The sequence below is a fragment of the Microbacterium sp. CCNWLW41 genome (genome assembly GCF_037083505.1).
This window is the reverse complement of sequence record NZ_JBAOJP010000004.1, coordinates 385,820-411,252: the sequence shown is the minus strand read 5'-3', so window position 1 is coordinate 411,252 and position 25,433 is coordinate 385,820. Positions and strand designations below refer to the sequence as shown.

Genomic DNA, 25,433 nt, shown 5'->3' with positions numbered 1-25,433 from the left:
TCATGACGACCGCAGCGCGGCGATCCGCGTGACGGCCTCGGTCAGCACCTCGGGAGAGCAGGCGATGTTGATCCGGACGTGTCCGGCGCCCTCCGCGCCGAAAGTCGAGCCTCGGTTCAGGGCGACCTTCGCCTCCCGCAGGATCCGTCCGGCCGGGTCGTCGCCCCAGCCGAGCGGGCGCAGGTCGACCCAGGCGAGATAGCCGGCATCGGGGATGCGGTACTCCGCCTCGGGCAGCAGCTCGGTCAGCAGGCGCGCGAGGAGTCGGCGGTTCTGGTCGAGCGCCGCGAGGAGTCCGTCCAACCAGGCGTCGCTCTCCGGCGCCCACGCCGCGACGGCGGCCAGCGCGCCGAACAGGCCGGTCCGCCACTCGACCTCGGCGGGAAGACCCTGGACGACGGCTGCGGGGCGCTCCCCCGCGGTCACCATCACGGCGCACTTGAGTCCTGCGAGGTTGTACGCCTTGCTCGCGCTCGTGACCGTGAAGCCCACCTCCGCCGCCTGCGCGGAGGCGGCGAGGAACGGGGTGAACGCGATGCCCGGCTGCACCAGCGGCGCGTGGATCTCGTCGCTGACGACGATCGCACCGTGCGCGGCCGCGATCTCGGCCACCCGTGCGAGCGCCTGCCGCGCGTGCACGGTGCCGGTCGGGTTGTGCGGATTGCTGAGCAGCACCGCCCGGGCGCCGCCGGCGAGGGCGCGTTCGATGCCCGCCGTGTCCAGTTCCCATCCGTCGCCCGTGTCGCGCAGCGGCACCGGTTCGACGACCGCCCCCGACTCCTCGATGCAGTCGACGAACGGCGGATAGACCGGAGGAGCGATCACGACGCGATCGCCGGGCTGCAGCGCCGCGCGGAGGATCTCGACGACGCCCATCATCACGTCGCCCGTGGTGCGGACCTGCGCCGGGTCCACGGTCCAGCCGAATCGGCGCGCCGCGAACGCGGAGAACGCGGAGCGGACGCCCGGGTCCGGCGGCGTGTAGCCCGTGTCGCCGAGCTCCACCGCGCGCGCGAGACGCTCGGTGATCGCCGGGGCGAGGGGGAAGTCCGACTCCGCGACGAACAGCGGGAGGACGTCCTCGGGGTACGACCGCCACTTGGTGCTGGATCGCTGACGGAGCTGGTCGATCGGCAGTGCCTGGAGCGGAGCGGACGTCATCCTCCGAGCCTAGCGATCCGGACGGGGTCGAGGCCGCGGAGGACCGCGCATGACGAAGGCCCGACGCCGCGGCGGCGTCGGGCCTTCAGAACGGCCTGATCAGATCGCGAACCCGAGTGCGCGCATCATGTCACGGCCGTCGTCGGTGATCCGCTCCGGGCCCCACGGCGGCATCCAGACCCAGTTGATGCGGAAACGCTCGACGACGGAGTCCAGTGCCTGCGCGGTCTGCTCCTCGAGCACGTCCGTGAGCGGGCAGCCGGCGCTCGTGAGCGTCATGTGGATCACGAGGGCGTCGTTCTCGTCGTCCCAGGCGAGGTCGTAGATGAGTCCGAGGTCGACGACGTTGATCCCGAGCTCCGGATCCATCACGTCCTTGAGAGCCTCGGTGACCTCGTCGTACTTCTCCTCGGTGAGGGTCGCGGTCATGGCTTCAGCCTACGCCTCGATCGGCGCGGAGGGGTCGAGGAACCGGTCGTAGCCCTCGTCCTCGAGCCGGTCTGCCAGCTCGGGGCCGCCCTCCTCGACGATCTTGCCCGCGACGACCACGTGCACGAAGTCCGGGCGGATGTAACGGAGGATCCGGGTGTAGTGCGTGATGAGCAGCACACCGAGGTTCGTCTCCGCCTTGGCGCGGTTGACGCCCTCCGACACGATCTTGAGCGCGTCGACGTCGAGGCCCGAGTCGGTCTCGTCGAGCACGGCGATCTTCGGCTTGAGCACCTCGAGCTGGAGGATCTCGTGGCGCTTCTTCTCGCCGCCGGAGAAGCCCTCGTTGACGTTGCGCTGCGCGAACTTGCCGTCCATGCGCAGGTTCGCCATCGCGGCCTTGACGTCCTTGGTCCACTGCCGGATCGACGGCGCCTCGCCGTCGAGGGCGGTCTTGGCCGTGCGCAGGAAGTTTGTCACGGTGACGCCGGGGATCTCCACGGGGTACTGCATCGCGAGGAACAGGCCCGCGCGGGCGCGCTCGTCCACGCTCATCTCCAGCACGTCCTCGCCGTCGAGCGTGATCGATCCGCTCGTGACGGTGTACTTCGGGTGGCCTGCGATCGTGTAGGCCAGCGTGGACTTCCCGGAGCCGTTGGGGCCCATGATCGCGTGGGTCTCGCCCGTGCGCATGGTCAGGGTGATCCCGTTGAGGATCGGGGTGGTCCCTGCATCGGTCTCGACCGTCACGTGGAGGTCGCGGATCTCGAGGACAGACATTCTGTTCTCCTTCGTCGGTTCTTTACGTCGTGGTGCGTCGGGACGGCGCGCTGGTCAGAGCGCGGAGACGTCCTTCGTGACGGCGGGGTCGATGAGCACGTCGTCGCCGTCGATCTCGACGACGTAGACGGGGACGGGCTCGTAGGCGGGGAGGTTGAGCGGCTTGCCCGTGCACAGCGAGAACGCCGAGCCGTGCGCCCAGCACTCGAGGGTCTGCCCCTCGACGAACCCCTCGGACAGCGAGATGTCGCCGTGCGTGCAGGTGTCGCCGATCGCGTGGATCGTACCCTCCGCGTCGAGCACGACGGCGATCGGGACGCCGTCGAGCTCGACCCGCAGCGGGGTGTCCTGTTCGAGGTCGCTCACTCCGCAGGCGCGCTGGGCGCTCATGCGGAGACCTCGGCGAGCTCCGCCTCGATCGCGGCGAGCAGCTCCTCCTCCAGAGCGGGGATGCGCAGACGCTGCACGATGTCGCTGAGGAAGCCGAGGACGACCAGCCGGCGCGCCTCCTCCTCCGGAATGCCCCGGGCCTGGAGGTAGAACAGCTGCTCGTCGTCGAAACGCCCCGTGGCGCTCGCGTGCCCCGCACCGAGGATGTCGCCGGTCTCGATCTCGAGGTTCGGGATCGAGTCCGCGCGGGCGCCCTCGGTGAGGACGAGGTTGCGGTTCGCCTCGTACGAGTCGGTGCCGGTCGCGTCCGGGCCGATCAGGACGTCGCCGATCCACACGCTGTGGGCGCTCTCCCCCTGGAGGGCGCCCTTGTAGAGGACGTCGCCGGTCGTGTGCGGGCCCTTGTGGTGCAGGTACACCTGGCTCTCCAGGTGCTGACCGGCGTCCGCGTAGGAGAGCCCGTACATGCGGCCCTCGGAGCCCGCGCCGGCGAGCTCCAGGCTGGGGTTGACGCGTACGACGCCCCCGCCGAAGCTCACCACGAAGTGCGTGAGCGCCGCATCGCGGTCCACCCGCGCCTGATGCGCCGCGGCGTGGATCGCGTCGTCCGCCCAGCGCTGCACGGAGACCACCGTGAGGCGGGATCCCTCCCGCGCGATGATCTCGACGTTCTGCGCGTACTGCGCCGCCCCGTGGTGGTCGAGAACGACCGTGGCCTGCGAGTTCGGCATCGCCTCGATCAGGAGCTGACCGAAGGCGCGCTTGCCGGCGTCGGTCCCGTCGATGCGGAGCACGACCGGCTCCGCCACCTCGTCGCCCTCCTCGATGCGCAGGTGCAGACCGCGGTGGGCGTGCTTCCAGGCGAGGGAGCTGACACGGTCCTCCGGACGGAAGAACTGCCCGTACGCGTCCTCCTCGTCGGGGACGAGGAAGGCCTCCGCCGCGTCGAGATCGATCGCGACCGCGTGCTCGTCGCCCGGCTCGTCCGCGAGCAGCGCGCGCAGGCGCTCCACCGGCGTGTGCTTCCAGTTGACCTCGCGGCCCGTCGGAGCGTCGAAGTCCGCCGGATCGAACGAGTGCGGGCGCTCCGAGCGGGTCTGGACGGGGACGAAGCTCCCCGCCGCGGCGACCTGTGCCGCGGGGTCGATGTGGGCGTGCGTGTCCTGCGCCGCAGAGGGCGCCGTCGTCGAGGCCGTCATCTAGCCGACCGATCCTTCCATGCCCATCTCGATGAGCTTGTTCAGTTCCATCGCGTACTCCATGGGCAGCTCCCGCGCGATCGGCTCGATGAAGCCGCGCACGATCATCGCCATCGCCTCGTCCTCGGGCATGCCGCGGGACTGCAGGTAGAAGAGCTGCTCCTCACTGACCTTCGACACCGTGGCCTCGTGCCCGAGCTGCACGTCGTCGACCCGGATGTCGATCGCCGGGTAGGTGTCGGAACGGGACTTCGTGTCCACGAGCAGAGCGTCGCAGCGCACCGTGTTCGCCGAGTGGTGGGCGTTCGCGTCCACGCGGACCTCGCCGCGGTACCCTGCGCGTCCGCCGCCGCGGGCGATCGACTTCGAGACGATCGACGACTGCGTGTAGGGCGCCATGTGGATCATCTTCGCGCCGGCGTCCTGGTGCTGACCCGGGCCCGCGAACGCGACCGAGAGGGTCTCGCCCTTGGCGTGCTCGCCCATCAGGTAGATGGACGGGTACTTCATGGTGACCTTGGAGCCGATGTTGCCGTCGACCCACTCCATGGTCGCGCCCTCGTGGGCGACCGCACGCTTGGTGACGAGGTTGTAGACGTTGTTCGACCAGTTCTGGATCGTCGTGTAACGCACGCGGGCGTTCTTCTTCACGATGATCTCGACGACGGCCGAGTGCAGCGAGTCGCTCTTGTAGATCGGCGCGGTGCAGCCCTCGATGTAGTGGACGTAGCTGCCCTCGTCGGCGATGATCAGGGTCCGCTCGAACTGGCCCATGTTCTCGGTGTTGATGCGGAAGTAGGCCTGCAGCGGGATCTCCACGTGCACGCCCTTCGGCACGTACACGAACGAGCCGCCCGACCACACGGCCGTGTTCAGCGCCGCGAACTTGTTGTCGCCGGCCGGGATGACGGTCCCGAAGTACTCCTCGAAGAACTCGGGGTGCTCCCGCAGCGCCGTGTCGGTGTCCATGAAGATGACGCCCTGCTGCTCCAGGTCCTCGCGGATCTGGTGATAGACGACCTCGGACTCGTACTGCGCGGCAACGCCCGCGACGAGGCGCTGACGCTCCGCCTCCGGGATGCCGAGGCGCTCGTAGGTCTCACGGATGTCCGCAGGCAGGTCCTCCCAGGACTGGGCCTGCTTCTCCGTGGAGCGCACGAAGTACTTGATGTTGTCGAAGTCGATCTCGCTGAGGTCGGCGCCCCAGGTCGGCATCGGCTTGCGCCCGAAGAGCTGGAGCCCCTTGAGACGGGTCTTCAGCATCCACTCGGGCTCGTTCTTGAGGGCGGAGATGTCCCGGACGACCGCCTCGCTCAGACCGCGTTTCGCGCTGGCGCCGGCGGCATCGGGGTCGTGCCAGCCGAACTCGTACACCCCCAGACCATCGAGCTCCGGGCGATCGATCAGCACATCCGACATCACACACTCTCCTCATCGGGCCGCAACGGTGTCATCCGCCCCGGCACGCCGCATCCCCGTCGTGTCTGCGGGGATGGGGGTGCCGCTGGTGGGCCCTCTCATGGACGCTTCGCGCCTAGACTGTTCTCGATGTCACGCGCACGAGCGCGCGCATCGCAACACCCCCGATTCTACAGGTTCCCTCCGACATGCGGACCGTTTCCGTCCCGCCGGCGGGATCCGGAGGACCCATGCCCGAGAGCACCGTTTCGCCTGCCGCCCCGCACCGCCTCCGCGAGGCTCCTCCCCGTCCCGGCGGCGGCGCGGAGGCCGCACCGTTCCCGGCCAGGCCCCTGCGCGTGTTCGCGTGGCTCTCGTTCCTCGCCGAGGTCATCATCATCGGGACCGGCGGCGCCGTGCGGCTCAGCGGTTCCGGCCTCGGCTGCTCGGAGTGGCCGATGTGCACCCCGGACTCGCTCGTGCCGACGCCCGAGCAGGGCTATCACGGGATCATCGAGTTCGGGAACCGAACCATGACGGGCGTCGTGGGCCTGCTGGCGCTCGCCGTCCTGCTCCTGCTTCTGCACGCGGTCGGCGGCCGCCGCGCGGTGCGCTCCACCCTCTGGTTCGCCGGCGGCGGCATCGTCGCCGCACTGATCGCCTACGGGATCGGCACCGCGGCGGGCCTTCCCGGCTTCATGTTCCTCAACGCGACCCTGCTCCTCGCCGTCGTGGTCGCGGCGGTCTTCTCGCTCCGCGCGAACGGCACCCGACGCGATCTCACCGCCCTCGCGTGGCTCACGGTGATCGGCATCATCGCCCAGGCCTTCGTCGGGGGCATCACGGTCGTCACGGGACTCAATCCCTTCATCGTCGGCTTCCACTACGCCTCCTCCCTCGTCCTCGTCTGCATCACCGCCGCGTTCCTCGTCCGGATGCGCGAACCGGCCGGGCCGCGAGAGCGGGTCGTCCCGTCCTGGTTCGCCGCGCTCACCCACGTCACGGGGCTCGTGCTCGCCGTGACGATCGTCGTGGGAGTCCTCACCACCGGATCCGGACCCCACTCCGGCGATGCGGACATCGTCCGGCGCGGGTTCGACGCGTCCGTGATGGCGCACGTGCACTCCTGGCCCGGGTACGTGCTCGCGGCGCTCGTGCTGCTCCTGGCGGTGGTCGCCGGGGTCCGCCGGCTCCGCCCCCGCGCCTGGCTCCTGGCCCTGATCGTCGCGATCGGGGTCCAGGTCGCCGTCGGCGTGATCCAGGCGCGGACCGGGCTGCCCGAGGTGCTCGTCGGGACCCACATGGTGCTCGCCGCTCTGTCCGCCGCCGCCTACACCGTCGTCGTCCTGCGCCTGAAGCGCCCCGTCGCCTCCACCGCCCCCGACGTCCCTGCCGCCCCCGCCGGCCCGCCCGCCCTCTGATCCTCCGGCGTCTCCTTCCTGTACGGAGGAGCGAGGGATCCGGGCTGCCGTCACTCGGCGGCGAGCACCCGCGACACCGGCATGCGCAGCGCGGCGGCCGTCGGGACGAGCGTCGCGAGCGTGATCAGCCCGGCGCCGACCGCGCCGACCAGCAGGATCGGTCCCCACGCCACGACCGGCGCCGACAGCCCCAGGCCCGCAGCCAGGATTCCGCTGCCGATCACGGTCGCCGCCGCGCCGAGGAGAACCGCCGTCGCGGCGTGGATCGTCGCCTCCCCCCACGCCGCGCGCAGAATGACGCCGCGGTCGGCGCCGGCCGCCTGCAGCAGCGCGACCTGGCGCTCGCGGGCCCCGGACGCCATGAACACCGCGACCGCCGCCCCGGTCGTCCCCACCAGCAGCGGACCGCCCAGCATCACGGCGACCGCCTCGGTCTGGATCGTCCAGTCACCCTGCTGCCCCGTCCAGGCCGGCGCCGCCGCCCCGAGCGTCGCCGCCCCGCTGTAGAGCCCGCCGACGAGGGCGATCGCGACCATCAGCGGCGCGATCACCGCGGTGCTCTGGCTCACGCGGGAGCGGGCATCGTGCCGGGCGAGGAACCACGCCCCCGACATCCGGGCCGGCACCAGCGCCGACCAGATCCACTGGGCCGCGGGATACAGCACGGGCCCCATCGCCGCCATCAGCGCGACGACGGCGGGCGTCAGGAACATCCCTCGGTTCACGATCGAGGAGAAGTCCCCGTCGCCGAGCCGCCACGCGAGCGCGGTCACCCCGCCGAGGGTCGCGACGACCAGCACTCCGCGCAGGACACCCATGCGGATCCGGGGCGGTTCGGGTTCGCGCAGCGCCTCGACCGGCGGGACACGGCTCGCCCGGCGCGCCGCGCCGTGCCCTCCGGTCATGCAGAGGACGCCGACGCCGACCCCGACGCAGAGGAACGAGACCGGCCCCAGGCGCAGCGGGGTCGACAGCACCTCGTCGCCCCAGGTCTGGAAGAAGTACGCGAACAGCGGCCGCATGACCGTCGTCGTGAGCGCGCAGCCGAGAAGACCGCCGCCGATCCCGACGAGGCCGAGCTGGGCCCGCACCACGACGCCGACGCGCGAGGGTGACACCCCGACGACCTGCCAGAGGGCGTAGCCGCGCTGCTGGAGGGCCACGGTCAGGTTCGCCGCGCCCGCGATCACGACGACGGCGCTGATCCCGGTGAAGACCAGAACCATGCTGCTCGCGCCCTCCAGGGTCTGCCTGACCGCGCCGCCCTGGACCAGCCCGGTCTCCACCAGCATCGCGGCGAAGCCGGCCACGAACCCCACCACGACGGCCAGGAGCAACAGCCCGCTCCAGATCCGTGCCTGACGGACGAGGTCCGCCGCCATGAGCCGGATCATGGCCGCTCCCCCGCGGCGGCGAGAGCATCGAGAACCTCATCCGGCGTCGCGCGCCCGAGCTCGCGATGGATCTCGCCGTCCCGGAGCACCAGGACGCGATCGGCCTGGGCGGCGGCCTCCAGGTCGTGCGTCACGAGGACGACGCTCCGCTCCTCTGCCGCGGCCGTCCTCAACAGCCGCAGGACCGACGCGCCCGTGCGCGTGTCGAGCGCGCCGGTCGGCTCGTCGGCGAAGACGACGTCGGGACGCTGCGCGAGGACGCGGGCCAGGGCCACCCGCTGCTGCTGCCCTCCGGAGAGACGGCCGGGAAGGACCGAGGAGCGGCCGGCGAGCCCGACCTCCTCCAGCGCGCGATCCACCTCCGCCGCCCGGACGCCGCGCCGGGCGAGGCGCGCCGGCAGCGCGACGTTGTCCCCGGCGCTCAACGACGGGATCAGGTTGTACGACTGGAACACGAATCCGACGTGCTCCCGGCGCAGCGCGGCCAGCGCTCGGCGACGCAGCCCGCCCAGCTCGGTCCCGAGGAGGCGGACCGACCCGCCGTCGTACGGCTCCAGCCCGGCGAGGCAGTACAGCAGCGTGCTCTTGCCGGATCCGCTCGGGCCCACGATGCTCACCATCTCCCCCGGCGCCACCGTGAGCGAGACCCCGCGGAGCACCTCTGTGGCCGTCGCGCCGCGGCCGGCTCCCGGGAAGGACTTGCGGAGGTCGTGCGCCTGGACGAGGTGTCGGTTCATGCCGCCATTCGATCCCGGGCGCCTCCGGCGGGGCCACCGGGCAGGCTCCTCCCTCGGGGTAGAGCAGGTTCTACCTTCTGCTCGACGGGACCGCTCCCGACCAGCGCCATCCGTAGGCTGATCGCATGAACGGACCCCGGCTGTGGAGCGCGCTGGTGCGCTCGCCCTGGCGGTTCCTGGGGAGCGCCTGGCCGTGGCGCGCGCTGCTGTACCTGCTGACCAGCGCCGCGCTCGCCGTGATCCTGCTCCCCGTGGTCGTCCTCACCCTCCTGCTGGTGCCGCTCTGGGCCCTGCCGCTCGGGGCGCTCGAACGCCGGAGGACCCGGGTCCTCGGCTTTCCCGTGCAACGCTCCGCGCATGTGCGTCTCGAGCCGGAGCAGCGCCACATCTGGCTGTCCGTACGGCTGTCCGAGGCCGCCACCTGGCGGGAGGTCGGCGCGCTGTTGCTGGACGTGCTGCTGGGCGGCGTCTCCCTCGCGCTTCTCTTCGCCGAGGCCGTCGCCCTCGTCCTCCTCGTCGCCGTCGGCGCGACCGGGATCCGGCGCGAGACGACCATCACGCTGTGGGAGGGCGGCGTCGTCTCGCCCTCGCCGAGCACCTGGTGGCTGACGATCCCTCTCGGCCTGGCGGCGCTCGGGCTGTTCGGCTATCTGAACGCCGCGCTCGCCGGCGGGCATGCGTCGCTGCTGCGGTTCCTCTGCGGTCCGCGCGAGGAGGAGCTGACGCGGAACGTCGAACGACTCACCCGCTCCCGGATCGTGCTGGTGCAGGCCCTGGAGGACGAGCGCCGGCGGATCGAGCGCGACCTCCACGACGGCGTGCAGCAGGAGCTCGTCACCGTCGCCGCCCGGCTCGGGATGGTCGGGCTGGAGCTGGAACAGCTGCAGATCACGGGAGCGGACGCCGACGCGGCGCTGCAGGCCTTGACGGCGGCGCAGCAGCAGACCGAGCACGCACTCGGGACGCTGCGCCGGACCGTCCGGGGGATCCATCCCGCCGTCCTCACCGACCATGGGCTCCGCGCGGCGTTGTCGGAGCTCGCGGACCGCACCCCGGTCCCGATGAGCCTCGACCTGACCGGCCTCGACGCGCGGCGGCTCCCGGCGCCCGTCGAGACCGCCGCCTACTACCTCGTGACGGAGGCGGTCACCAACGCCGCCAAGCACACCGCATCCGCCCGGGTGGACGTGACCGCTCGATGGGACGCCGGCGTGTTCGCGCTCGACGTGGTGGACCAGGGGCCCGGCGGGGTCGCCGAGGACGCGGGGACGGGGCTGCGGGGACTCCGCGAGCGGGTGGAGACGATCGGCGGCGAGTTCCAGGTGAGAAGCCCGCGCGGCGGGCCGACGCGGGTGGGGATGCGGATCCCGACAGCGGGAGGGGACACGCATGCGCATCCTGTTCGCTGAGGACTCCGGCCTGCTCCGCGAGGCGCTGGTGGCTCTGCTGGAACGTCTCGGTCACCGGATCGTGGCGACCGCGGCCTCCGCCACCGAGCTCCTGGACGCCTATCTCTCGCTGGAGCGGGACGGGTGCCCTCCCGAGCTCGTGCTCACCGATGTCCGGATGCCGCCCGGCGACCGCGACGACGGCCTCGCTGCCGCCCTGCGGATCCGCGGGCGGAACCCGGGGCAGCCGGTGCTCGTGCTGTCCCAGTACATCGCGGACATGTACGCGCGGGAGCTCCTCACGCTGCCCGAGGGCGCGGTGGGGTACCTCCTCAAGGACCGGGTGAACCGCGTCCGCGACTTCGACCGGTCTCTCGAGCGTGTCCGCAGCGGCGGCACCGTGATCGACCCGGAGGTGGTGCAGCATCTCCTCCGGCCGCGCCGCGAGGGACCGCTGACCCGGCTGACGCCGCGCGAGCGGGAGGTCCTCGCCCTCATGGCGGACGGGTTGTCGAACGCGGAGATCGCCGGCAGGCTGGTCCTCAGCGACGCGGCCGTGAGCAAGCACGTCGGCAACGTGTTCCGGGGACTCGACCTGACCCCCGTCGACGAGAACCGCCGCGTCAAGGCCGTCCTCGCCTACCTCCAGTCCACGGCGGGCTGACGGACAGGAGGGCTCCCGTGCCCCTCATCGAGGCGTCGCACGCACCGGCGCCCCGGGACAGCCGTCCTCCGCCCAGGCGACGCCGAGGGCGAACAGGGTCTCCACGCCGTACCGCTCCATCGCCGCCGCGATCCGGCGGCGTCCGGTGCGCGGGGTGATCCCGAGGGATCGGGAGGCTGCGTCCAGCGTCATCCCCCGCCGCATGCGGTGCAGCAGCGTTCCGTAGCCGGCGGTGTCGGCGGCGACGGGCCGCGCCTGCTGCCAGAGGCGGGCGAAGTAGTCCTGCGCGAGCCCCGCGATGACGGGACTCGACACGGCCAGCACGCTCTGCGGCGCGGTCTCGCCCCAGACGAGCGGAAGGGCCGTGACGCCCTCGTCGTCGACCCAGAACCAGCTCGGCGGGCTCGGCAGCACCCGGAACTCGACGTCCGATGCCCGGAACGCCTCGACCATCGCGGTGAGGCGGTCGTCCAGCTCGACGGCGGGGATGATCGCGCGCACCGACGCGTACGCCCCCATCGCCTGGGCGAACGCGCGGGAGCGCTCCGGGCTGCTGGTCCGGTACCGGTCGATGTCGGTGAGGACCGCGCTGACCCTCCCACCGGGGGCCACGCGCGACGCCTGCACGGCGAACCACAGGTCCTCCGCCGCGTGCGGGCCGTGCGCCGTCTGGATCGGGAGCCGCCCCCGCGCCACGGCCTCGCCGAACGTCCACGACGCCGTCCGGCGGGCCACGCCGTCCACGATCGACGCCAGGCGCATGCTGCGCGCCTCGGCCTCGGCCCGCTCGCTCTGGAGCAGTCGTTCGATCGCGAGCGCGGCGGCCTGCGCCGGCGCGTGCAGGAGGATCACGCCCTCCTGGAGTGTCAGGTGTCCTTCCGCGGACAGCCGGCGCAGCGCCTGCGCCGTCCGTTCCGCGTCCAGCCCGGTGCGTGCCGCCACCGTCGGCACGTCGGGAAGCCGCTCGCGGTGGAGCAGGTCGAGAAGGTCGTCGTCCGACATGTCTGTCCTCAAGCGGACAATGCACGAAAGGGTCCTTGCGTTGTCCTGTTCCGGTCACTTGGATGAGTCTGGACGCTAGCAGGAGGATCGAGATGGGGATAGGGCTCCGACGGCATCCGCTGGGGACGCAGGTCCCGGCACTTCATCGCCGGGACCACGCGTCGCGGCGACCGCGACGGATCCTCGGCCCCGCTCTCGTCCTGGTGGCCCTCACGAGCGGGATCACCGCGTGCACCGCTCCCGTCGCGGGCCCTGCGGTCGCGACCGGCGACAGCCCCGCCCAGGACGCGGTGTCCCTGGGGGCACCGCTCGAGGAGCGCATCGCCGACGCTGTGCGGGCGCTGCCGCAGCTCGCCAGGGACGGTCTCGACCGCACCGGTGTCCCCGGGATGTCGATCGCCGTCGTTCACGGCGATCGACTGCTCTTCTCGGGCGGCTACGGCCTCATCGAGAAGGGCGGCGATCAGCCCGTCACCGCCGACACCGTGTTCCAGATCGCCTCGATCTCCAAGCCGCTCTCGGCCACCGCCGTCGCCGCGGTGGGACGCGAGATCGGCGTGGACTGGTCGACGCCGATCTCATCCGTGCTCCCCGACTTCGAGCTGTCCGACCCCGTCGTGTCCGAGCGGGCGACGATCGGCGACGCGTTCAGCCACCGCATGGGCCTCGCGACCGGATCCGGCGACGACCTCGAGGACATCGGCTACGACCGCGACACCATCCTGTCGCGCCTCCGCCTGCTTCCCCTGGCCCCGTTCCGCTCCTCGTACCACTACTCCAACTTCGGCCTGACGGTCGGCGCCGAGGCGGTGTCCGAGGCCGCCGGCGAGCCGTGGGAGGACCTCATCGACCGAGCCGTCTTCGAGCCGCTCGCCATGACCTCGAGCAGCGCCCGCCACGAGGACTACCTCGCGCACCCGGACCGCGCCCGGCTCCACGCCCTCGTGGACGGCTCCTTCGAGCCGCTGTACGACCGCGACCCGGACCCGCAGTCGCCCGCCGGCGGGGTCTCCTCGACGGCGAACGACATGAGCGCCTGGATGCGCCTGCTGCTCGCCGGCGGCTCGTTCGGCACCCGCACCGTGGCCGATCCGGATCTGCTCCGAGAGGCCATGACGCCGCAGATCGTCAATTCCCCATCCGGGTCGACCGATCAGCGGCCCGGGCACTACGGCTTCGGCTTCAACGCCTCGCCGCTCGTCAGCGGCCGCATGGCGGTGTCCCACTCCGGAGCCTTCTCGCTCGGCGCCGCGACCGCCTTCCAGGTGGTCCCGGACCTCGACCTCGGGATCGTCGTGCTCACGAACGGCGCGCCGGTGGGCCTGCCGGAGGCCGTCGCCGCCGCGTTCCTCGATCTCGTGCAGTTCGGCGAGGTCACCCGCGACTGGGTTGCCGACGCCGAGGCCGCGTTCGCCCCGTACACGGCGCCCGACGGTGATCTCGTGGGCGTTCCGCGCCCCGCGGATCCCGCACCGGCCGCCCCGGACTCCGCCCTCGTCGGTCGCTACCTCAATCCGTACTTCGGGGAGGCGACGGTCCGTCGCACGGACGACGGCCTGGTGGCGTCGATCGGCCCGGACGGCAGGGCTCGGCTCCTCCTCGAGGACTGGGACGGCTCCGTGTTCGCGTACTCCCCGTCCGCCGAGAACGCGCCGGCGGGATCGCGGGCGTCCGCCGAGTTCGTCCTCGACGGGGGCACGGCCCGCACGCTGCGTCTGTCGTCCTTCGACACACAGGGCTTCGGGACGTGGACCAGGGCCGGCTGAGCGGATCGGACCGACGGCACGGCCCGTCCGTCGTCAGAACGGCAGGAGCGGATCGACGGCGACAGCCAGGAAGATGAGCGTCAGGTACGTGATGGAGGCGTGGAAGACGCGCATCGGCTTCGGAGAGGTCCCCCGCACGGCCTGGGCGTAGAGCCGGTGCGACTCATAGATGAACCAGCCGCCGAAGACCGCCGCGGACACCGTGTACACGAGGCCCATGCCGGCGACCGGGACCAGCAGGAGCGAGCACGCGACCGTCGCCCACGCGTAGAGGATGACCTGCAGCCCGACCTGCGGGGCCGAGCGCGTGACGCCCAGCATCGGCACGTCGACGTCGTCGTAGTCGTTCTTGTACTTCATCGACAGCGGCCAGTAGTGCGGCGGCGTCCACAGGAACACCAGCATGAACAGCACGAACGGCGGCCAGTCCAGCGAGCCGGTGACCGCGCTCCACCCGATGAGCACCGGGAAGCAGCCCGCGATCCCGCCCCAGACGATGTTCTGCTCCGTGCGTCGTTTGAGGATCATCGTGTAGATGACGACGTAGAAGAAGATCGCGGTCGCGGAAAGCGCCGCCGTGAGCAGGTTCGTCGTGAGCCACAGCCAGACCGTGGAGACGATGGCGAGGGCCCACGAGAAGATGAGCGCTCCGCGCGGCGAGACCTCCCCGGTGACCAGCGGCCGGTTCTCCGTGCGCTGCATGTGGGCGTCGATGTCCCGGTCGAGGTACATGTTGAAGGCGGCCGCCGAGCCGGCGCTGAGCGAGCCGCCGATGACGGTCGCCGCGACGAGCCAGAGGTTCGGCAGGCCGCCCTGGGCGAGGAACATCACGGGCACCGTGGACACGAGCAGAAGCTCAAGGACGCGTGGCTTGGTCAGAACGATGTACGCCTTGATCGTCCGCTTCAGTGAGCGATCTGCACCGACCGGCTTCATGATCGTCGAGATGCTGATCGCCTCCTCCTGCGCATACACGGAACATTCCCAGTCTAGGCCACCGGAATGCGGGGTCGAACCGCCGAAACAGTTCGCGTCGCACCGGCGACCGCCGGATCCATCCGCACTATGCTGAGAACCGCTTGCGCGCCCGATGATCGTCCCCAGGCCATTCCGTGATGTCGCGGAACGCGCAGGGACGCGGGTGCTCTCGAAACTCTCAGAAAGGGCTCTGGCGTGTCGGAACTGCAGTGGGATGAGATCGATCGGCGCGCGGTGGACACCGCCCGCGTGCTGGCAGCGGACGCCGTGGAGAAGGTCGGCAACGGCCACCCCGGAACGGCGATGAGTCTCGCCCCCGCCGCGTACCTGCTGTATCAGCGGGTGATGCGCCACGATCCCGCCGACACCGGCTGGATCGGCCGGGACCGGTTCATCCTCTCTGCGGGGCACTCCTCCCTGACGCAGTACGTGCAGCTCTACCTGGGCGGCTTCGGGCTCGAGCTCGACGACCTCAAGGCGCTGCGCACGTGGGGGTCGAAGACGCCCGGCCACCCGGAGTACGGACACACCGCCGGTGTCGAGATCACGACCGGACCGCTCGGTCAGGGGCTGGCCTCCGCGGTCGGGTTCGCCTACGCCGCCCGTTACGAGCGCGGCCTGTTCGACCCGGAGACCCCGGCCGGGCAGAGCCCCTTCGACCACCGCGTCTACGTCATCGCCGGCGATGGCGACCTCCAGGAGGGCGTGACGAGCGAGGCGTCGTCCCTCGCCGGCCACCAGCAGCTCGGCAACCTGATCGCCATCTACGACTCCAACCAGATCTCGATCGAGGACGACACGAACGTCGCCTTCACCGAGGACGTCGCCGCCCGCTACGCCGCCTACGGCTGGCACGTGCAGGTCGTGGACTGGAAGAAGTCCGGCGAGTACGTCGAGGACGTCGCCGAGCTGCACGCCGCGATCACGGCGGCCCAGGGCGAGACCGACCGCCCGTCGCTCATCATCCTCAAGACGATCATCGGCTGGCCTTCCCCCGGCAAGCAGAACACCGGCAAGATCCACGGCTCCGCCCTCGGTGCCGACGAGCTCGCCGCCACGAAGAAGGTGCTCGGCTTCGACCCGGAGAAGACGTTCGTCGTCGCCGACGACGTCCTCGCCCGCACGCGCGGCCTCGCCGAGCGGGCGGCCGAGGAGCGGGCGCAGTGGCAGCGCTCCTTCGACGCATGGGCGGCAGCCAACCCCGAGCGCAAGGCGCTCCTCGACCGGCTCGAGGCCCACGCCCTGCCCGACGACGTGTCCTCCGCGCTCCCGGTCTTCGAGGCGGGCAAGGACGTGTCCACGCGCGCCGCGTCCGGCCAGGTGATCAACGCCCTGGCCGCACGCCTGCCGGAGCTCTGGGGCGGTTCGGCGGATCTCGCCGAGTCGAACCTGACGACCATCAAGGACGCCCCCTCCTTCATCCCGGAGCAGTGGTCGACCCACGAGTGGTCGGGGAACCCGTACGGCCGGGTGATGCACTTCGGGATCCGCGAGCACGCCATGGGCGCGATCGTGAACGGCATCGTCCTGCACGGCCCGACCCGGCCCTTCGGCGGCACGTTCCTCATCTTCAGCGACTACATGCGCCCGGCGGTGCGTCTGGCCGCGCTGATGAACGTGCCGAGCATCTTCGTCTGGACGCACGACTCCGTCGCGCTCGGCGAGGACGGCCCGACCCACCAGCCGATCGAGCAGCTCGCCACGCTCCGCGCGATCCCGAACTTCACGGTGGTGCGTCCCGCGGACGCCAACGAGACGGCAGCCGCCTGGCTGGAGATCCTCCGCCGGCACGAGGGGCCGGCCGGCATCGCCCTGACGCGCCAGAACATCCCCGTGTTCGAGCGGGGCGACGGTGAGGCGAGCGGCGACGTCCTCGCCTCCGCCGATCACGTGGCCAAGGGCGCCTACGTCCTCGCCGAGGCACCGACCGGCACCCCCGACGTGCTGCTCATCGCCACGGGCTCCGAGGTCCAACTGGCCCTCAGCGCCCGCGAGACGCTGGCCGCCGAGGGCGTGAACGCCCGCGTGGTGTCGGCGCCGTCGCTGGAGTGGTTCGCCGAGCAGGACGAGGCGTACCGCGAGTCGGTCCTCCCCGCCGCCGTCACGGCCCGCGTCTCCGTCGAGGCGGGCTCTCCGCTCAGCTGGCGGGGCATCGTGGGCGACCGCGGTCGCTCGGTCGGCATCGATCACTTCGGCGCCTCCGCGGACTACAAGACCCTGTTCCAGAAGTTCGGCATCACCGCCGACGCCGTCGTCGAGGCGGCCCGCGAGACCCTCAAGGAGAACGCATGAGCACCCCCACCTCCGAGCTCGCCGCCGCCGGCGTCAGCATCTGGCTGGACGACCTGTCCCGGACCCGCATCACCTCCGGGAACCTCGCGGAGCTGATCGCGTCCCGCAACGTGGTCGGCGTCACGACCAACCCGACGATCTTCGCCGGCGCCATCACCAATCCGGACGACACCTCGTACGACGCGCAGGTCGCCGAGCTGGCCGGCCGCGGCGCCACCGCCGAGGAGGCCATCTTCGAGGCGACGACCCAGGACGTCCGGGACGCGCTGGACGTCTTCCGCCCCGTGTGGGAGTCCACCGGCCGCGTCGACGGACGCGTCTCGATCGAGGTCTCCCCCGACCTGGCCCACGACACCGAGGGCACGATCGCCCAGGCCGAGCAGCTGTGGGCCAAGGTGGACCGTCCGAACCTCCTGGTGAAGATCCCCGCCACCAAGGCCGGGCTCCCGGCGATCACCGCCGCGACGGCGGCGGGCATCAGCGTCAACGTGACCCTGATCTTCAGCCTCGAGCGCTACGCCGAGGTCATCGACGCCTACCTGACCGGCCTGGAGCAGGCCAAGGCCGCGGGCATCGACCTGTCGACGATCCACTCCGTCGCCTCGTTCTTCGTCTCCCGTGTGGACACCGAGACCGACAAGCGCCTGGACGCGATCGGGACCGAGGCGGCGACGGCCCTGCGCGGGAAGGCGGGCCTCGCCAACGCGCGCCTTGCCTACGAGCTCTACGAGAAGACGTTCGCCGGCGACCGTGCCACCGCGCTGCTCGAGGCGGGGGCCAACGCCCAGCGCCCCCTGTGGGCATCCACCGGCGTCAAGGACCCTGCGCTGCCCGACACGCTGTACGTGACCGGTCTCGTCGCCGAGGGCGTAGTCAACACCATGCCGGAGAAGACCCTGGAGGCGACGTTCGACCACGGCGAGGTCGTGGGCGACACGATCACCGGCGAGTACGAGGCCTCCCGCGAGGTCTTCGCCGCCCTGGCGGAGGCGGGCATCGACTTCGCCGACGTCACGCAGGTGCTCGAGGACGAGGGGGTCGCGAAGTTCATCGACTCCTGGCACGGACTGCTCGCCCAGGTCGAGCAGGGCCTGGAGGCTCAGCGATGAGCTTCGAGATCCACACGACCGGCGCCCCGGCCGAGGCGATCGAGACGGTCGTCCCCGGCCTCGTCGGTGACCTGATCGCGTCGCGGATCACGAGCGGGGACGCCACGATCTGGGGCACGGCCGCCGAGGAGGAGGCGAGCAAGCGGCTCGGCTGGGTGGACGCGGTGAGCGTGTCCCGCCCGCTCGTCGCCGAGATCGTCGCCCTGCGCGAGGAGCTGCGCGCCCAGGGCGTCGACCGCGTCGTCCTCGCCGGGATGGGCGGCTCCTCGCTCGCTCCCGAGGTGATCTCCCAGACCGCCGGCGTCGAGCTCACCATCCTCGACTCGACGTCCCCGGGGCAGGTCCTCGCCGCGCTGGACGCGGGGCTGGACCGCACCGTCCTGGTGGTCTCGTCCAAGTCCGGCTCGACCGTCGAGACCGACTCGCAGCGGCGCACCTTCGAAGCCGCGTTCCGCGACACCGGCATCGACCCCCGCGGCCGCATCGTGGTCGTCACCGATCCGGGCTCGCCGCTCGACGAGTCGGCGCGCGCCGCCGGTTACCGGGTGTTCAACGCCGACCCGAACGTGGGCGGGCGCTACTCGGCGCTCACCGCCTTCGGCCTCGTGCCCTCCGGCCTCGCCGGCGCGGACATCGCCGAGCTGCTGGACGAGGCCGAGGCCACGCTCCTCCAGGTCGCCGTGGACTCCGCCGAGAATCCCGGACTCCGCCTCGGCGCGGCGATCGCCCGCACCGTCGGCGCCGACGGCGCCCGGCGCGACAAGATCGGCCTGATCACCGACGGCACCCACATCGTCGGACTGCCGGACTGGATCGAGCAGCTCGTCGCCGAGTCCACCGGCAAGGAGGGGACCGGCGTCCTGCCGGTCGTGCTCCTCCCCGTCTCCCCGGAGGTCGAGGAACGCCCTGACGACCTCCAGATCGTCCGGATCGTCGACGAGGCCGACGAGTTCCACCTGCGCGAGCGTCATCCCGGCGAGATCCTCGTCTCCGGCACGCTCGGCGCTCAGTTCGTCGTGTGGGAGTACGCGACGGCGGTCGCCGGCTTCCTGCTCGGGATCAACCCGTTCGACCAGCCCGACGTGGAGTCCGCGAAGATCGCTGCCCGCGCCCTGCTGGACGCCCGCCCCGAGCCGGCCGCGCCGGCGTTCACGGTCGACGGCGTCGAGGTCCGCGTGACGGATCCCGCCCTCGCCGCGTCCGGGACGATCGCCGGCGTGCTCGACGCGCTGTGGGCGCAGCTCCCGGCGGACGGCTACGTGTCGATCCAGGCCTACGTGAACCGCCTCGAGATGCCGCAGCTGCAGGGGCTGCGCGAGATGGTCGCCGCCGACTCCGGCCGGCCCACCACCTTCGGATGGGGCCCGCGGTTCCTGCACTCCACCGGTCAGTACCACAAGGGCGGTCCCGCGCAGGGCGTGTTCCTGCAGATCCTCGAGCGCACCGACGTGGACCTGGAGATCCCCGAGCGGCCGTTCACCTTCGGCCAGCTCATCGAGGCCCAGGCCGCCGGCGACGCCGCAGTCCTCGCCGAGCACGGCCGCCCGGTGGTGACCCTCACCCTGACCGAGGCGCAGGACGACGTGCTCGACCTGTTCGAAGCAGCCCAGTAGGAGAAGCCTCCCGATGACCGTCCCCATCTCCGCCGGGAACAACCCGCTGCGCGATCCCGACGACCGGCGGCTGAGCCGCATCGCGGGCCCGAGCGCGCTCGTGATCTTCGGCGTCACCGGCGACCTGTCCCGCAAGAAGCTGATGCCGGCGGTGTACGACCTCGCGAACCGGGGGCTCCTGCCCCCCGGCTTCGCGCTGGTCGGGTTCGCCCGGCGCGACTGGGAGGACCAGGACTTCGCCCAGGTCGTGTACGAGGCCGTCAAGGAGCACGCGCGCACGCCGTTCCGTGACGAGACCTGGCAGCAGCTGCTGCAGGGCATCCGCTTCGTGCAGGGCGAGTTCGGCGACCAGGACGCGTTCCGGCGCCTGCGCGAGACCGTCGAGAAGCTCGACGTCGAGCGCGGAACGATGGGCAACCACGCCTATTACCTGTCCATCCCGCCGAAGGACTTCCCCCTCGTGGCCAAGCAGCTGCGGGACTCCGGCCTGGTGGACGAGAGGCGCGGGACCCAGGGATGGCGCCGCGTGGTCATCGAGAAGCCGTTCGGGCACGATCTCGCCTCCGCGCGCGCTCTCAACGACGCGCTGGAAGGGACGTTCCCGGCCGACTCCATCTTCCGGATCGACCACTATCTGGGCAAGGAGACGGTCCAGAACATCCTGGCGCTGCGCTTCGCCAACGAGCTGTACGAGCCGATCTGGAACCGCAACTACGTCGATCACGTCCAGATCACCATGGCCGAGGACATCGGCGTGGGCGGCCGCGCGGGCTACTACGACGGGATCGGCGCCGCCCGCGACGTCATCCAGAACCACCTGCTGCAGCTGCTCGCGCTCACCGCCATGGAGGAGCCGATCAGTCTCGGCGCCGATCACCTGCGTGCGGAGAAGGAGAAGGTGCTCGCCGCGGTGAGCCTTCCCGAGGACCTCGCCGAGGCCACCGCTCGCGGACAGTACGCCGGCGGATGGCAGGGCGGCGAGAAGGTCGCCGGCTTCCTCGCCGAGGAGGGGATGAACCCCGACTCCACGACGGAGACGTATGCGGCCGTCAAGCTGGAGATCAACACCCGCCGGTGGGCCGGCGTCCCGTTCTACCTGCGCACCGGCAAGCGGCTCGGGCGCCGGGTGACGGAGATCGCCGTCGTCTTCAAGCGCGCCCCCGAGCACCTGTTCGGCCGCTCCCAGACCTCCGAGCTGGGGCAGAACGCGCTGGTGATCCGGGTGCAGCCCGACGAGGGCGTCACGATCCGGTTCGGCTCCAAGGTGCCCGGCGCGGGTTCCAACGTCCGCGACGTCACCATGGACTTCGGCTACGGCCACGCCTTCACCGAGGCCAGCCCCGAGGCGTACGAGCGTCTCATCCTCGACGTGCTGCTCGGCGACCCGCCGCTGTTCCCGCGGCACGAGGAGGTCGAGCTGTCCTGGAAGATCCTCGACCCGGTCGAGGAGTACTGGGCCGCGCAGAGCGGCCCGCTCGAGCAGTACGCCCCCGGGTCCTGGGGCCCCGCCTCGGCGGACGCCCTGCTGGCCCGCGACGGACGAGTCTGGAGACGACCGTGATCATCGACCTTCCCGACACCACCGTCAGTCAGGTCGCGAAGCAGCTCGTCAAGGTGAGGGAGGAGGGCGGCGCCGTCGCCCTCGGCCGCGTGCTCACCCTGGTGATCTCCGCGCGCAACGGCGTGGCAGAGGCCGCGATCGACGCCGCCAACGACGCCTCCCGCGAGCACCCGATGCGCGTGATCGTGCTGACCACGAGCGACGGCGACGCGCACCTCGACGCGCAGATCCGCGTCGGCGGCGACGCCGGCGCCAGCGAGGTGGTCGTCCTCCACGCCTACGGAGACGCCGCGAGCAACCAGGAGAGCCTGGTCACGGGCCTCCTGCTTCCGGACGCGCCCGTCGTCGCCTGGTGGCCCGAGGAGGCGCCCACCGACCCGGCGGCCTCGCCCCTGGGACGCATCGCCCAGCGCCGCATCACGGATGCGGCGACGACACCGGACGTGCGCGATCGCCTCGCGCTGCTGGGTCGCACGCACGCCCCCGGCGACACGGACCTGGCCTGGACGCGGCTCACCCACTGGCGCGAGCAGCTGGCCGCCGTGCTCGATCAGCCGCCTTTCCAGGAGGTCACGGCGGTCGAGGTCCGAGGGGCGGCGGCGTCTCCTTCGACCGCGCTGCTGGCCGGCTGGCTCCAGCTCGCGCTCGACGTCCCCGTCCGCTGGTCCTACGAGGATCCCGAGCACTGGCAGGAGGGGATCAAGTCCGTCCGCCTGACGCGCGCGGGCGGCGACATCCTCCTGGAGCGCCCTGTTCCCGGGACGGCGGTCCTCACGCAGCCCGGGCAGCCCGACCACGAACTGCACCTACCCCGGCGGACGCTCCGCGAGTGCCTCGCCGAGGAGCTGCGCCGGCTCGACCCCGACCTGCTCTACGGCCGAGTCATCACGGAGGGCTGGGAGCGTCTCGCTCCGCCGGAGTCGGGGGCCTGACCGCATGGCCGACTCCACCGCACGCCGCGTCGTGATCGCCGACGACCCCGCCGAGCTCGCTCGCCTCGTCGCCGAACGCTTCCTCGTCCGCATCCGTGCCCGCACCAAGGACGGGCGCCTCGCGCATGTCGCCCTCACCGGCGGGTCCATGGGCGCCGCCGTCCTGCGCGAGGTCGCGGTGCGTCCCGACGCCGGCGAGATCGACTGGTCGCTCGTCCACTTCTGGTGGGGGGACGAACGGTACGTCCCCGCCGACGACCCGGAGCGCAACGCCGGACAGGCGCGGGCCGCGCTGCTGGATCGCATCGACGTCCCCGCCGCCAACATCCACGAGATCGCGGCCAGCGACTCCGGGCTCGGCCTCGACGAGGCCGCCGAGGCCTACGCCGCCGAGCTCGGCCGCTTCGGCACCGAGGAACAGCGCTGGCCCTCGTTCGCCGTCTGCTTCCTCGGCGTCGGTCCGGACGGGCACATCGCCTCGCTCTTCCCGGACCGGGAGGAGATCAACGAGACCGACCGCGCCGCCCTCGCCGTGCGGGACTCCCCCAAGCCGCCGCCCGAGCGCGTCACCCTGACCCGCCCGGTGATCAACGCCTCGAAGCGGATCTGGCTCGTCGCGACCGGGGCGGAGAAGGCGTCCGCGCTGGGACTCGCCCTCGCCGGCGCCAACTACGCGAACGTGCCCGCGGCCGGAGCCAAGGGACGCAAGCGCACGGTCTTCTTCATCGACGAGGCGGCGGCCAGCGAGGTCTCCCCCGACCTCATCGACCCGAGCTACTGACCTCCGCGGGTGCCCGACCCGCGTCCGGGATCGTCGGAGTACCCGCTCTGCTCGGTCCGGCGGAACGGTGCGACGTTGTTCGGCCAGGCACCGGCGTCGGTGTGCCCGCCGGGCGAGCGTTCCTCCCCGTCACCCTCCGGGGCGGAGGTCTCGATCGGCGACTCGGGCGACAGCGGCGCCCGCGACGACGTCGTCCCCGCGGCTCCGCCGGCGGAGCCGCCTCCGCGCTCGATGGGCAGCTCCTGGCTCTCGCTGAGGACCTGAGGGTGGTATCGGGCGAGGCTCACGACGCCCCAGGTGGCGACCGCGCCGAAGATGCCGAAGGCGATCAGCGCCCACAGCGGCGCGGCGGAGGCCTCGCCGAGCACCAGCAGACCGATGAGGACCGCGATCATCGGGTCGATGACGGTGAGCCCGGCGATCACGAGATCCGGCGGGCCGGAGCTGTACGCGGTCTGCACGAAGTAGGCGCCCACGGCGCCGGCAGCGAGGAGGGCGATCACGCACACCACCGTGAGCCAGTCGAAGTCCTGGTCCTTGATCCGCGTGATGACGACCTTGGCGAGGGTCGCGACGAAGCCGTACAGGATGCCGGCGCCCGTGATGTAGAACAGTGCCCGCATCCGTCGGCGCAGGACGAGGAAGCACGCGCCGAGCAGGATGATGACCAGCAGCAGGATCGTCAGGATCACGAAAAGCTGGGTCTGGGTGATCTGGTGCTCGGTGGCGAACAGCGCGGCCACCATCACGAAGAGGAAGATCCCGCCGACACAGGCGGCGATCGCGATCAGCGACTTCTTCGTGGGCGAATGCCCGGACACCCGCGCGTTCAGCAGCGTGGTCATCACCAGGGCGATGGCGCCCAGCGGCTGGACGACGATCAGCGGGGCGACGGAGAGCGCCGCGAGCTGGCAGACGATCGCGAACCCGAGCATCAGGGTGCCGATGATCCACGACGGGCGCGTGAGCAGCCCCTTGATCTGGGTCATCGAGAGTCCGGTCGCGCCGTCGGCGCCGCTGAGGCGCTCCACCTTCTCGACCCCGCGGTGCTGGTACTGCGCGCCCAACGACATGAACACGGCCCCGGCCAGCGCGAGCGGGATGCCCATCAGCAGGCCCGGGTTCTGGAAGGCGCCGACGAGCTGCTCCCCGACGTCTTCCGTCATCATCCGTGTCGCGTCCCAGTGCACGCGTCGAGCCTACCGGCCTCGGGGCGCGCACTAGGGTTGTGGCGTGGCCGTTCTTCCCATTCGCATCATGGGCGATCCCGTCCTGCACTCCCCCGCCGCCCCCGTCGGCGAGATCACCGACGAGATCCGCACCCTCGTCGCGGACATGTTCGAGACCATGGACCTCGCCCCCGGGGTGGGGCTCGCGGCCCCGCAGGTGGGCGTGCCGCTGCGCCTGTTCACCTACTCCTACGTCGATGACGACGACAACCCCTGGCGCGGCGTCATCATCAACCCCGTGCTCTGGATGGCGCCGCTGGAGCCCGGCTCCCCGGACCCGGACGAGGAGTCCGAGGGGTGCCTCTCCTTCCCGGGAGAGCGATTCCCGCTGCGGCGATCGGATCGCGTGCGCGTCACGGGCACCGACCTCGACGGGCGAGACGTCGTGATCGAGGTCGACGGCTGGCGCGCCCGGATCATGCAGCACGAGTTCGACCATCTCGACGGGGTGCTCTACATCGACCGTCTCTCCGATTCGGAATGGAAGACCGTCCAGAAGATCGCCCGCAAGCGGGGCTGGGGGCGTCCCGGAGCGAGCTGGGTTCCCGGCGTCGACGACCTCGAAGGCTGAATCTGCGTTCAACGAATTGAGTTCGCTCCCTCTCACCGGTACGGTTCTCCGGGGACATTCAGTCCTGTTTCACAGCTTTGGGAGGGGAAACTCACATGATGAAGACGCGCACGCGCCTGGCGATGGCCGGATCGGCGGCCATCCTGGCGGTCGCACTGAGCGGCTGCAGCGTGATCGACGGCATTCTCGGCGGGAAGGGCGACGCCCCGCGCGACGAGGAGAGCGGTCAGGTCACCGAGAGCTCCAACATCGACATCTTCAGCCTCAAGGTGGGCGACTGCAAGATGGCCAGCGGCACCGGCATGATCGAGGACACCGATGTGGTGCCGTGCGACCAGCCGCACGACGAAGAGGTCTTCTTCGAGTTCAAGGTCGATGACGGGGAGTACGACGACGCCGCCATCACCGCCGCGGCCGAGACGCAGTGCTACGGCCAGCCGTTCACCGACTTCGTCGGCCTCGACTACAACTCGTCGTCGCTGGACGCGGCCTACATCTCCCCGTCCAAGGACACCTGGGAGCAGCTCAACGACCGCGTCGTGCAGTGCATCATCGCCGACCCGGCAGGGCAGACCACCGGTTCCCTGAAGGGCAGCGCCCGGTAAGGACCTGCGGTCGTCGCACCGCACACACGAAGG

General features: G+C 71.3%; 23 protein-coding genes. 12 read left to right on the top strand and 11 right to left on the bottom strand.

Features of this window, described 5'->3' with window-relative positions; translation table 11 throughout:
- The 6 genes from V6R91_RS17120 to sufB all read right to left on the bottom strand — a co-directional run bounded on the left by V6R91_RS17120 (position 1) and on the right by sufB (position 5,378).
- Positions 1-1,161, bottom strand: coding sequence for a MalY/PatB family protein (locus V6R91_RS17120; protein WP_336396204.1), 1,161 nt, complete (start codon positions 1,159-1,161; stop codon positions 1-3).
- A 99-nt stretch (positions 1,162-1,260) separates the two neighbouring features.
- Positions 1,261-1,590, bottom strand: a complete 330-nt coding sequence (locus tag V6R91_RS17115) for a metal-sulfur cluster assembly factor (protein ID WP_067244526.1) — start codon at positions 1,588-1,590, stop codon at positions 1,261-1,263.
- 9 nt (positions 1,591-1,599) lie between these two features.
- Positions 1,600-2,370 carry a Fe-S cluster assembly ATPase SufC gene (sufC, locus tag V6R91_RS17110; RefSeq protein WP_067244529.1) on the bottom strand — a complete coding sequence of 257 codons (771 nt, stop codon included), beginning with the start codon at positions 2,368-2,370 and terminating at the stop codon, positions 1,600-1,602.
- Between the two features lie 54 nt (positions 2,371-2,424).
- Complete coding sequence (locus V6R91_RS17105; protein WP_067244531.1) at positions 2,425-2,760, bottom strand: non-heme iron oxygenase ferredoxin subunit; 336 nt, start codon at positions 2,758-2,760, stop codon at positions 2,425-2,427.
- The gene (gene sufD, locus V6R91_RS17100) at positions 2,757-3,959 is read right to left on the bottom strand and encodes a Fe-S cluster assembly protein SufD (protein WP_336396203.1); all 1,203 of its coding nucleotides are present in this window, start codon (positions 3,957-3,959) and stop codon (positions 2,757-2,759) included. Before sufD ends, V6R91_RS17105 begins: the two co-directional genes overlap by 4 nt.
- Positions 3,960-5,378: a Fe-S cluster assembly protein SufB gene (gene sufB, locus V6R91_RS17095; protein WP_067244536.1), complete on the bottom strand. Its 1,419-nt coding sequence runs from the start codon at positions 5,376-5,378 to the stop codon at positions 3,960-3,962.
- A gap of 230 nt (positions 5,379-5,608) precedes the next feature.
- On the opposite strand from sufB, the gene V6R91_RS17090 reads away from it, so the two are divergent.
- Positions 5,609-6,778, top strand: a complete 1,170-nt coding sequence (locus V6R91_RS17090) for a COX15/CtaA family protein (RefSeq protein WP_336396202.1) — start codon at positions 5,609-5,611, stop codon at positions 6,776-6,778.
- Positions 6,779-6,828: 50 nt separating this feature from the next.
- Here V6R91_RS17090 and V6R91_RS17085 read toward each other — a convergent pair whose 3' ends face one another.
- Positions 6,829-8,172, bottom strand: a complete 1,344-nt coding sequence (locus tag V6R91_RS17085) for an FtsX-like permease family protein (protein ID WP_336396201.1) — start codon at positions 8,170-8,172, stop codon at positions 6,829-6,831.
- A complete protein-coding gene (locus tag V6R91_RS17080; protein WP_067244543.1) occupies positions 8,169-8,909 on the bottom strand; it encodes an ABC transporter ATP-binding protein in 741 nt (246 codons plus the stop codon). The genes V6R91_RS17085 and V6R91_RS17080 overlap by 4 nt, the downstream gene beginning before the upstream one ends.
- Before the next feature lie 125 nt (positions 8,910-9,034).
- On the opposite strand from V6R91_RS17080, the gene V6R91_RS17075 reads away from it, so the two are divergent.
- Both V6R91_RS17075 and V6R91_RS17070 read left to right on the top strand, forming a co-directional pair.
- Positions 9,035-10,318 carry a sensor histidine kinase gene (locus V6R91_RS17075; RefSeq protein WP_336396200.1) on the top strand — a complete coding sequence of 428 codons (1,284 nt, stop codon included), beginning with the start codon at positions 9,035-9,037 and terminating at the stop codon, positions 10,316-10,318.
- A complete protein-coding gene (locus V6R91_RS17070) occupies positions 10,299-10,961 on the top strand; it encodes a response regulator transcription factor (protein WP_336396199.1) in 663 nt (220 codons plus the stop codon). Before V6R91_RS17075 ends, V6R91_RS17070 begins: the two co-directional genes overlap by 20 nt.
- Before the next feature lie 24 nt (positions 10,962-10,985).
- On the opposite strand, the gene V6R91_RS17065 is transcribed toward V6R91_RS17070, so the two are convergent.
- Entirely contained in the window at positions 10,986-11,963 is a 978-nt protein-coding gene (locus V6R91_RS17065; RefSeq protein WP_336396198.1) for a hypothetical protein, read from the bottom strand.
- A 92-nt stretch (positions 11,964-12,055) separates the two neighbouring features.
- Between V6R91_RS17065 and V6R91_RS17060 the strand changes: the two genes are divergently transcribed.
- Positions 12,056-13,729 carry a serine hydrolase gene (locus tag V6R91_RS17060; RefSeq protein WP_336396197.1) on the top strand — a complete coding sequence of 558 codons (1,674 nt, stop codon included), beginning with the start codon at positions 12,056-12,058 and terminating at the stop codon, positions 13,727-13,729.
- Between the two features lie 33 nt (positions 13,730-13,762).
- Here the strand turns inward: V6R91_RS17060 and V6R91_RS17055 are convergent, their stop codons facing one another.
- Complete coding sequence (locus V6R91_RS17055) at positions 13,763-14,665, bottom strand: heme o synthase (protein WP_067244618.1); 903 nt, start codon at positions 14,663-14,665, stop codon at positions 13,763-13,765.
- 237 nt (positions 14,666-14,902) lie between these two features.
- Here V6R91_RS17055 and tkt point away from each other — a divergent pair, with 237 nt between their 5' ends.
- The 6 genes from tkt to pgl are packed head-to-tail and all read left to right on the top strand — an operon-like array spanning position 14,903 to position 22,995.
- On the top strand, positions 14,903-16,999 hold the full coding sequence (gene tkt, locus V6R91_RS17050; RefSeq protein ID WP_336396196.1) for a transketolase: 2,097 nt from the start codon (positions 14,903-14,905) through the stop codon (positions 16,997-16,999).
- Positions 16,996-18,108 (top strand): transaldolase, encoded by a 1,113-nt coding sequence (gene tal / locus V6R91_RS17045; RefSeq protein WP_336396195.1) that lies wholly within the window; start codon positions 16,996-16,998, stop codon positions 18,106-18,108. Before tkt ends, tal begins: the two co-directional genes overlap by 4 nt.
- Positions 18,105-19,721 carry a glucose-6-phosphate isomerase gene (locus V6R91_RS17040; RefSeq protein WP_336396194.1) on the top strand — a complete coding sequence of 539 codons (1,617 nt, stop codon included), beginning with the start codon at positions 18,105-18,107 and terminating at the stop codon, positions 19,719-19,721. The genes tal and V6R91_RS17040 overlap by 4 nt, the downstream gene beginning before the upstream one ends.
- A 13-nt stretch (positions 19,722-19,734) precedes the next feature.
- Positions 19,735-21,282, top strand: coding sequence for a glucose-6-phosphate dehydrogenase (gene zwf / locus V6R91_RS17035; protein WP_271062021.1), 1,548 nt, complete (start codon positions 19,735-19,737; stop codon positions 21,280-21,282).
- Positions 21,279-22,214 (top strand): glucose-6-phosphate dehydrogenase assembly protein OpcA, encoded by a 936-nt coding sequence (locus V6R91_RS17030; protein ID WP_336396193.1) that lies wholly within the window; start codon positions 21,279-21,281, stop codon positions 22,212-22,214. The genes zwf and V6R91_RS17030 overlap by 4 nt, the downstream gene beginning before the upstream one ends.
- 4 nt (positions 22,215-22,218) lie before the next feature.
- Positions 22,219-22,995 carry a 6-phosphogluconolactonase gene (pgl, locus tag V6R91_RS17025; RefSeq protein ID WP_336396192.1) on the top strand — a complete coding sequence of 259 codons (777 nt, stop codon included), beginning with the start codon at positions 22,219-22,221 and terminating at the stop codon, positions 22,993-22,995.
- Here the strand turns inward: pgl and V6R91_RS17020 are convergent.
- Positions 22,989-24,164: a DMT family transporter gene (locus V6R91_RS17020; RefSeq protein ID WP_336396369.1), complete on the bottom strand. Its 1,176-nt coding sequence runs from the start codon at positions 24,162-24,164 to the stop codon at positions 22,989-22,991. The genes pgl and V6R91_RS17020 overlap by 7 nt on opposite strands.
- 64 nt (positions 24,165-24,228) lie before the next feature.
- Between V6R91_RS17020 and def the strand changes: the two genes are divergently transcribed.
- Positions 24,229-24,795: a peptide deformylase gene (gene def / locus V6R91_RS17015; protein ID WP_084344432.1), complete on the top strand. Its 567-nt coding sequence runs from the start codon at positions 24,229-24,231 to the stop codon at positions 24,793-24,795.
- 95 nt (positions 24,796-24,890) lie between these two features.
- Positions 24,891-25,400, top strand: a complete 510-nt coding sequence (locus V6R91_RS17010; protein WP_067244568.1) for a septum formation family protein — start codon at positions 24,891-24,893, stop codon at positions 25,398-25,400.
- The last annotated feature ends 33 nt before the right edge of the window (positions 25,401-25,433 follow it).

Coding starts and splice junctions, on each gene's coding strand:
- V6R91_RS17120 (WP_336396204.1), bottom strand. CDS start 1,161: ATGACGTCCGCTCCGCTCCAGGCACTGCCGATCGACCAGCTCCGTCAG.
- V6R91_RS17115 (WP_067244526.1), bottom strand. CDS start 1,590: ATGACCGCGACCCTCACCGAGGAGAAGTACGACGAGGTCACCGAGGCT.
- sufC (WP_067244529.1), bottom strand. CDS start 2,370: ATGTCTGTCCTCGAGATCCGCGACCTCCACGTGACGGTCGAGACCGAT.
- V6R91_RS17105 (WP_067244531.1), bottom strand. CDS start 2,760: ATGAGCGCCCAGCGCGCCTGCGGAGTGAGCGACCTCGAACAGGACACC.
- sufD (WP_336396203.1), bottom strand. CDS start 3,959: ATGACGGCCTCGACGACGGCGCCCTCTGCGGCGCAGGACACGCACGCC.
- sufB (WP_067244536.1), bottom strand. CDS start 5,378: ATGTCGGATGTGCTGATCGATCGCCCGGAGCTCGATGGTCTGGGGGTG.
- V6R91_RS17090 (WP_336396202.1), top strand. CDS start 5,609: ATGCCCGAGAGCACCGTTTCGCCTGCCGCCCCGCACCGCCTCCGCGAG.
- V6R91_RS17085 (WP_336396201.1), bottom strand. CDS start 8,172: ATGATCCGGCTCATGGCGGCGGACCTCGTCCGTCAGGCACGGATCTGG.
- V6R91_RS17080 (WP_067244543.1), bottom strand. CDS start 8,909: ATGAACCGACACCTCGTCCAGGCGCACGACCTCCGCAAGTCCTTCCCG.
- V6R91_RS17075 (WP_336396200.1), top strand. CDS start 9,035: ATGAACGGACCCCGGCTGTGGAGCGCGCTGGTGCGCTCGCCCTGGCGG.
- V6R91_RS17070 (WP_336396199.1), top strand. CDS start 10,299: ATGCGCATCCTGTTCGCTGAGGACTCCGGCCTGCTCCGCGAGGCGCTG.
- V6R91_RS17065 (WP_336396198.1), bottom strand. CDS start 11,963: ATGTCGGACGACGACCTTCTCGACCTGCTCCACCGCGAGCGGCTTCCC.
- V6R91_RS17060 (WP_336396197.1), top strand. CDS start 12,056: ATGGGGATAGGGCTCCGACGGCATCCGCTGGGGACGCAGGTCCCGGCA.
- V6R91_RS17055 (WP_067244618.1), bottom strand. CDS start 14,665: ATGAAGCCGGTCGGTGCAGATCGCTCACTGAAGCGGACGATCAAGGCG.
- tal (WP_336396195.1), top strand. CDS start 16,996: ATGAGCACCCCCACCTCCGAGCTCGCCGCCGCCGGCGTCAGCATCTGG.
- V6R91_RS17040 (WP_336396194.1), top strand. CDS start 18,105: ATGAGCTTCGAGATCCACACGACCGGCGCCCCGGCCGAGGCGATCGAG.
- zwf (WP_271062021.1), top strand. CDS start 19,735: ATGACCGTCCCCATCTCCGCCGGGAACAACCCGCTGCGCGATCCCGAC.
- pgl (WP_336396192.1), top strand. CDS start 22,219: ATGGCCGACTCCACCGCACGCCGCGTCGTGATCGCCGACGACCCCGCC.
- V6R91_RS17020 (WP_336396369.1), bottom strand. CDS start 24,164: ATGATGACGGAAGACGTCGGGGAGCAGCTCGTCGGCGCCTTCCAGAAC.
- V6R91_RS17010 (WP_067244568.1), top strand. CDS start 24,891: ATGATGAAGACGCGCACGCGCCTGGCGATGGCCGGATCGGCGGCCATC.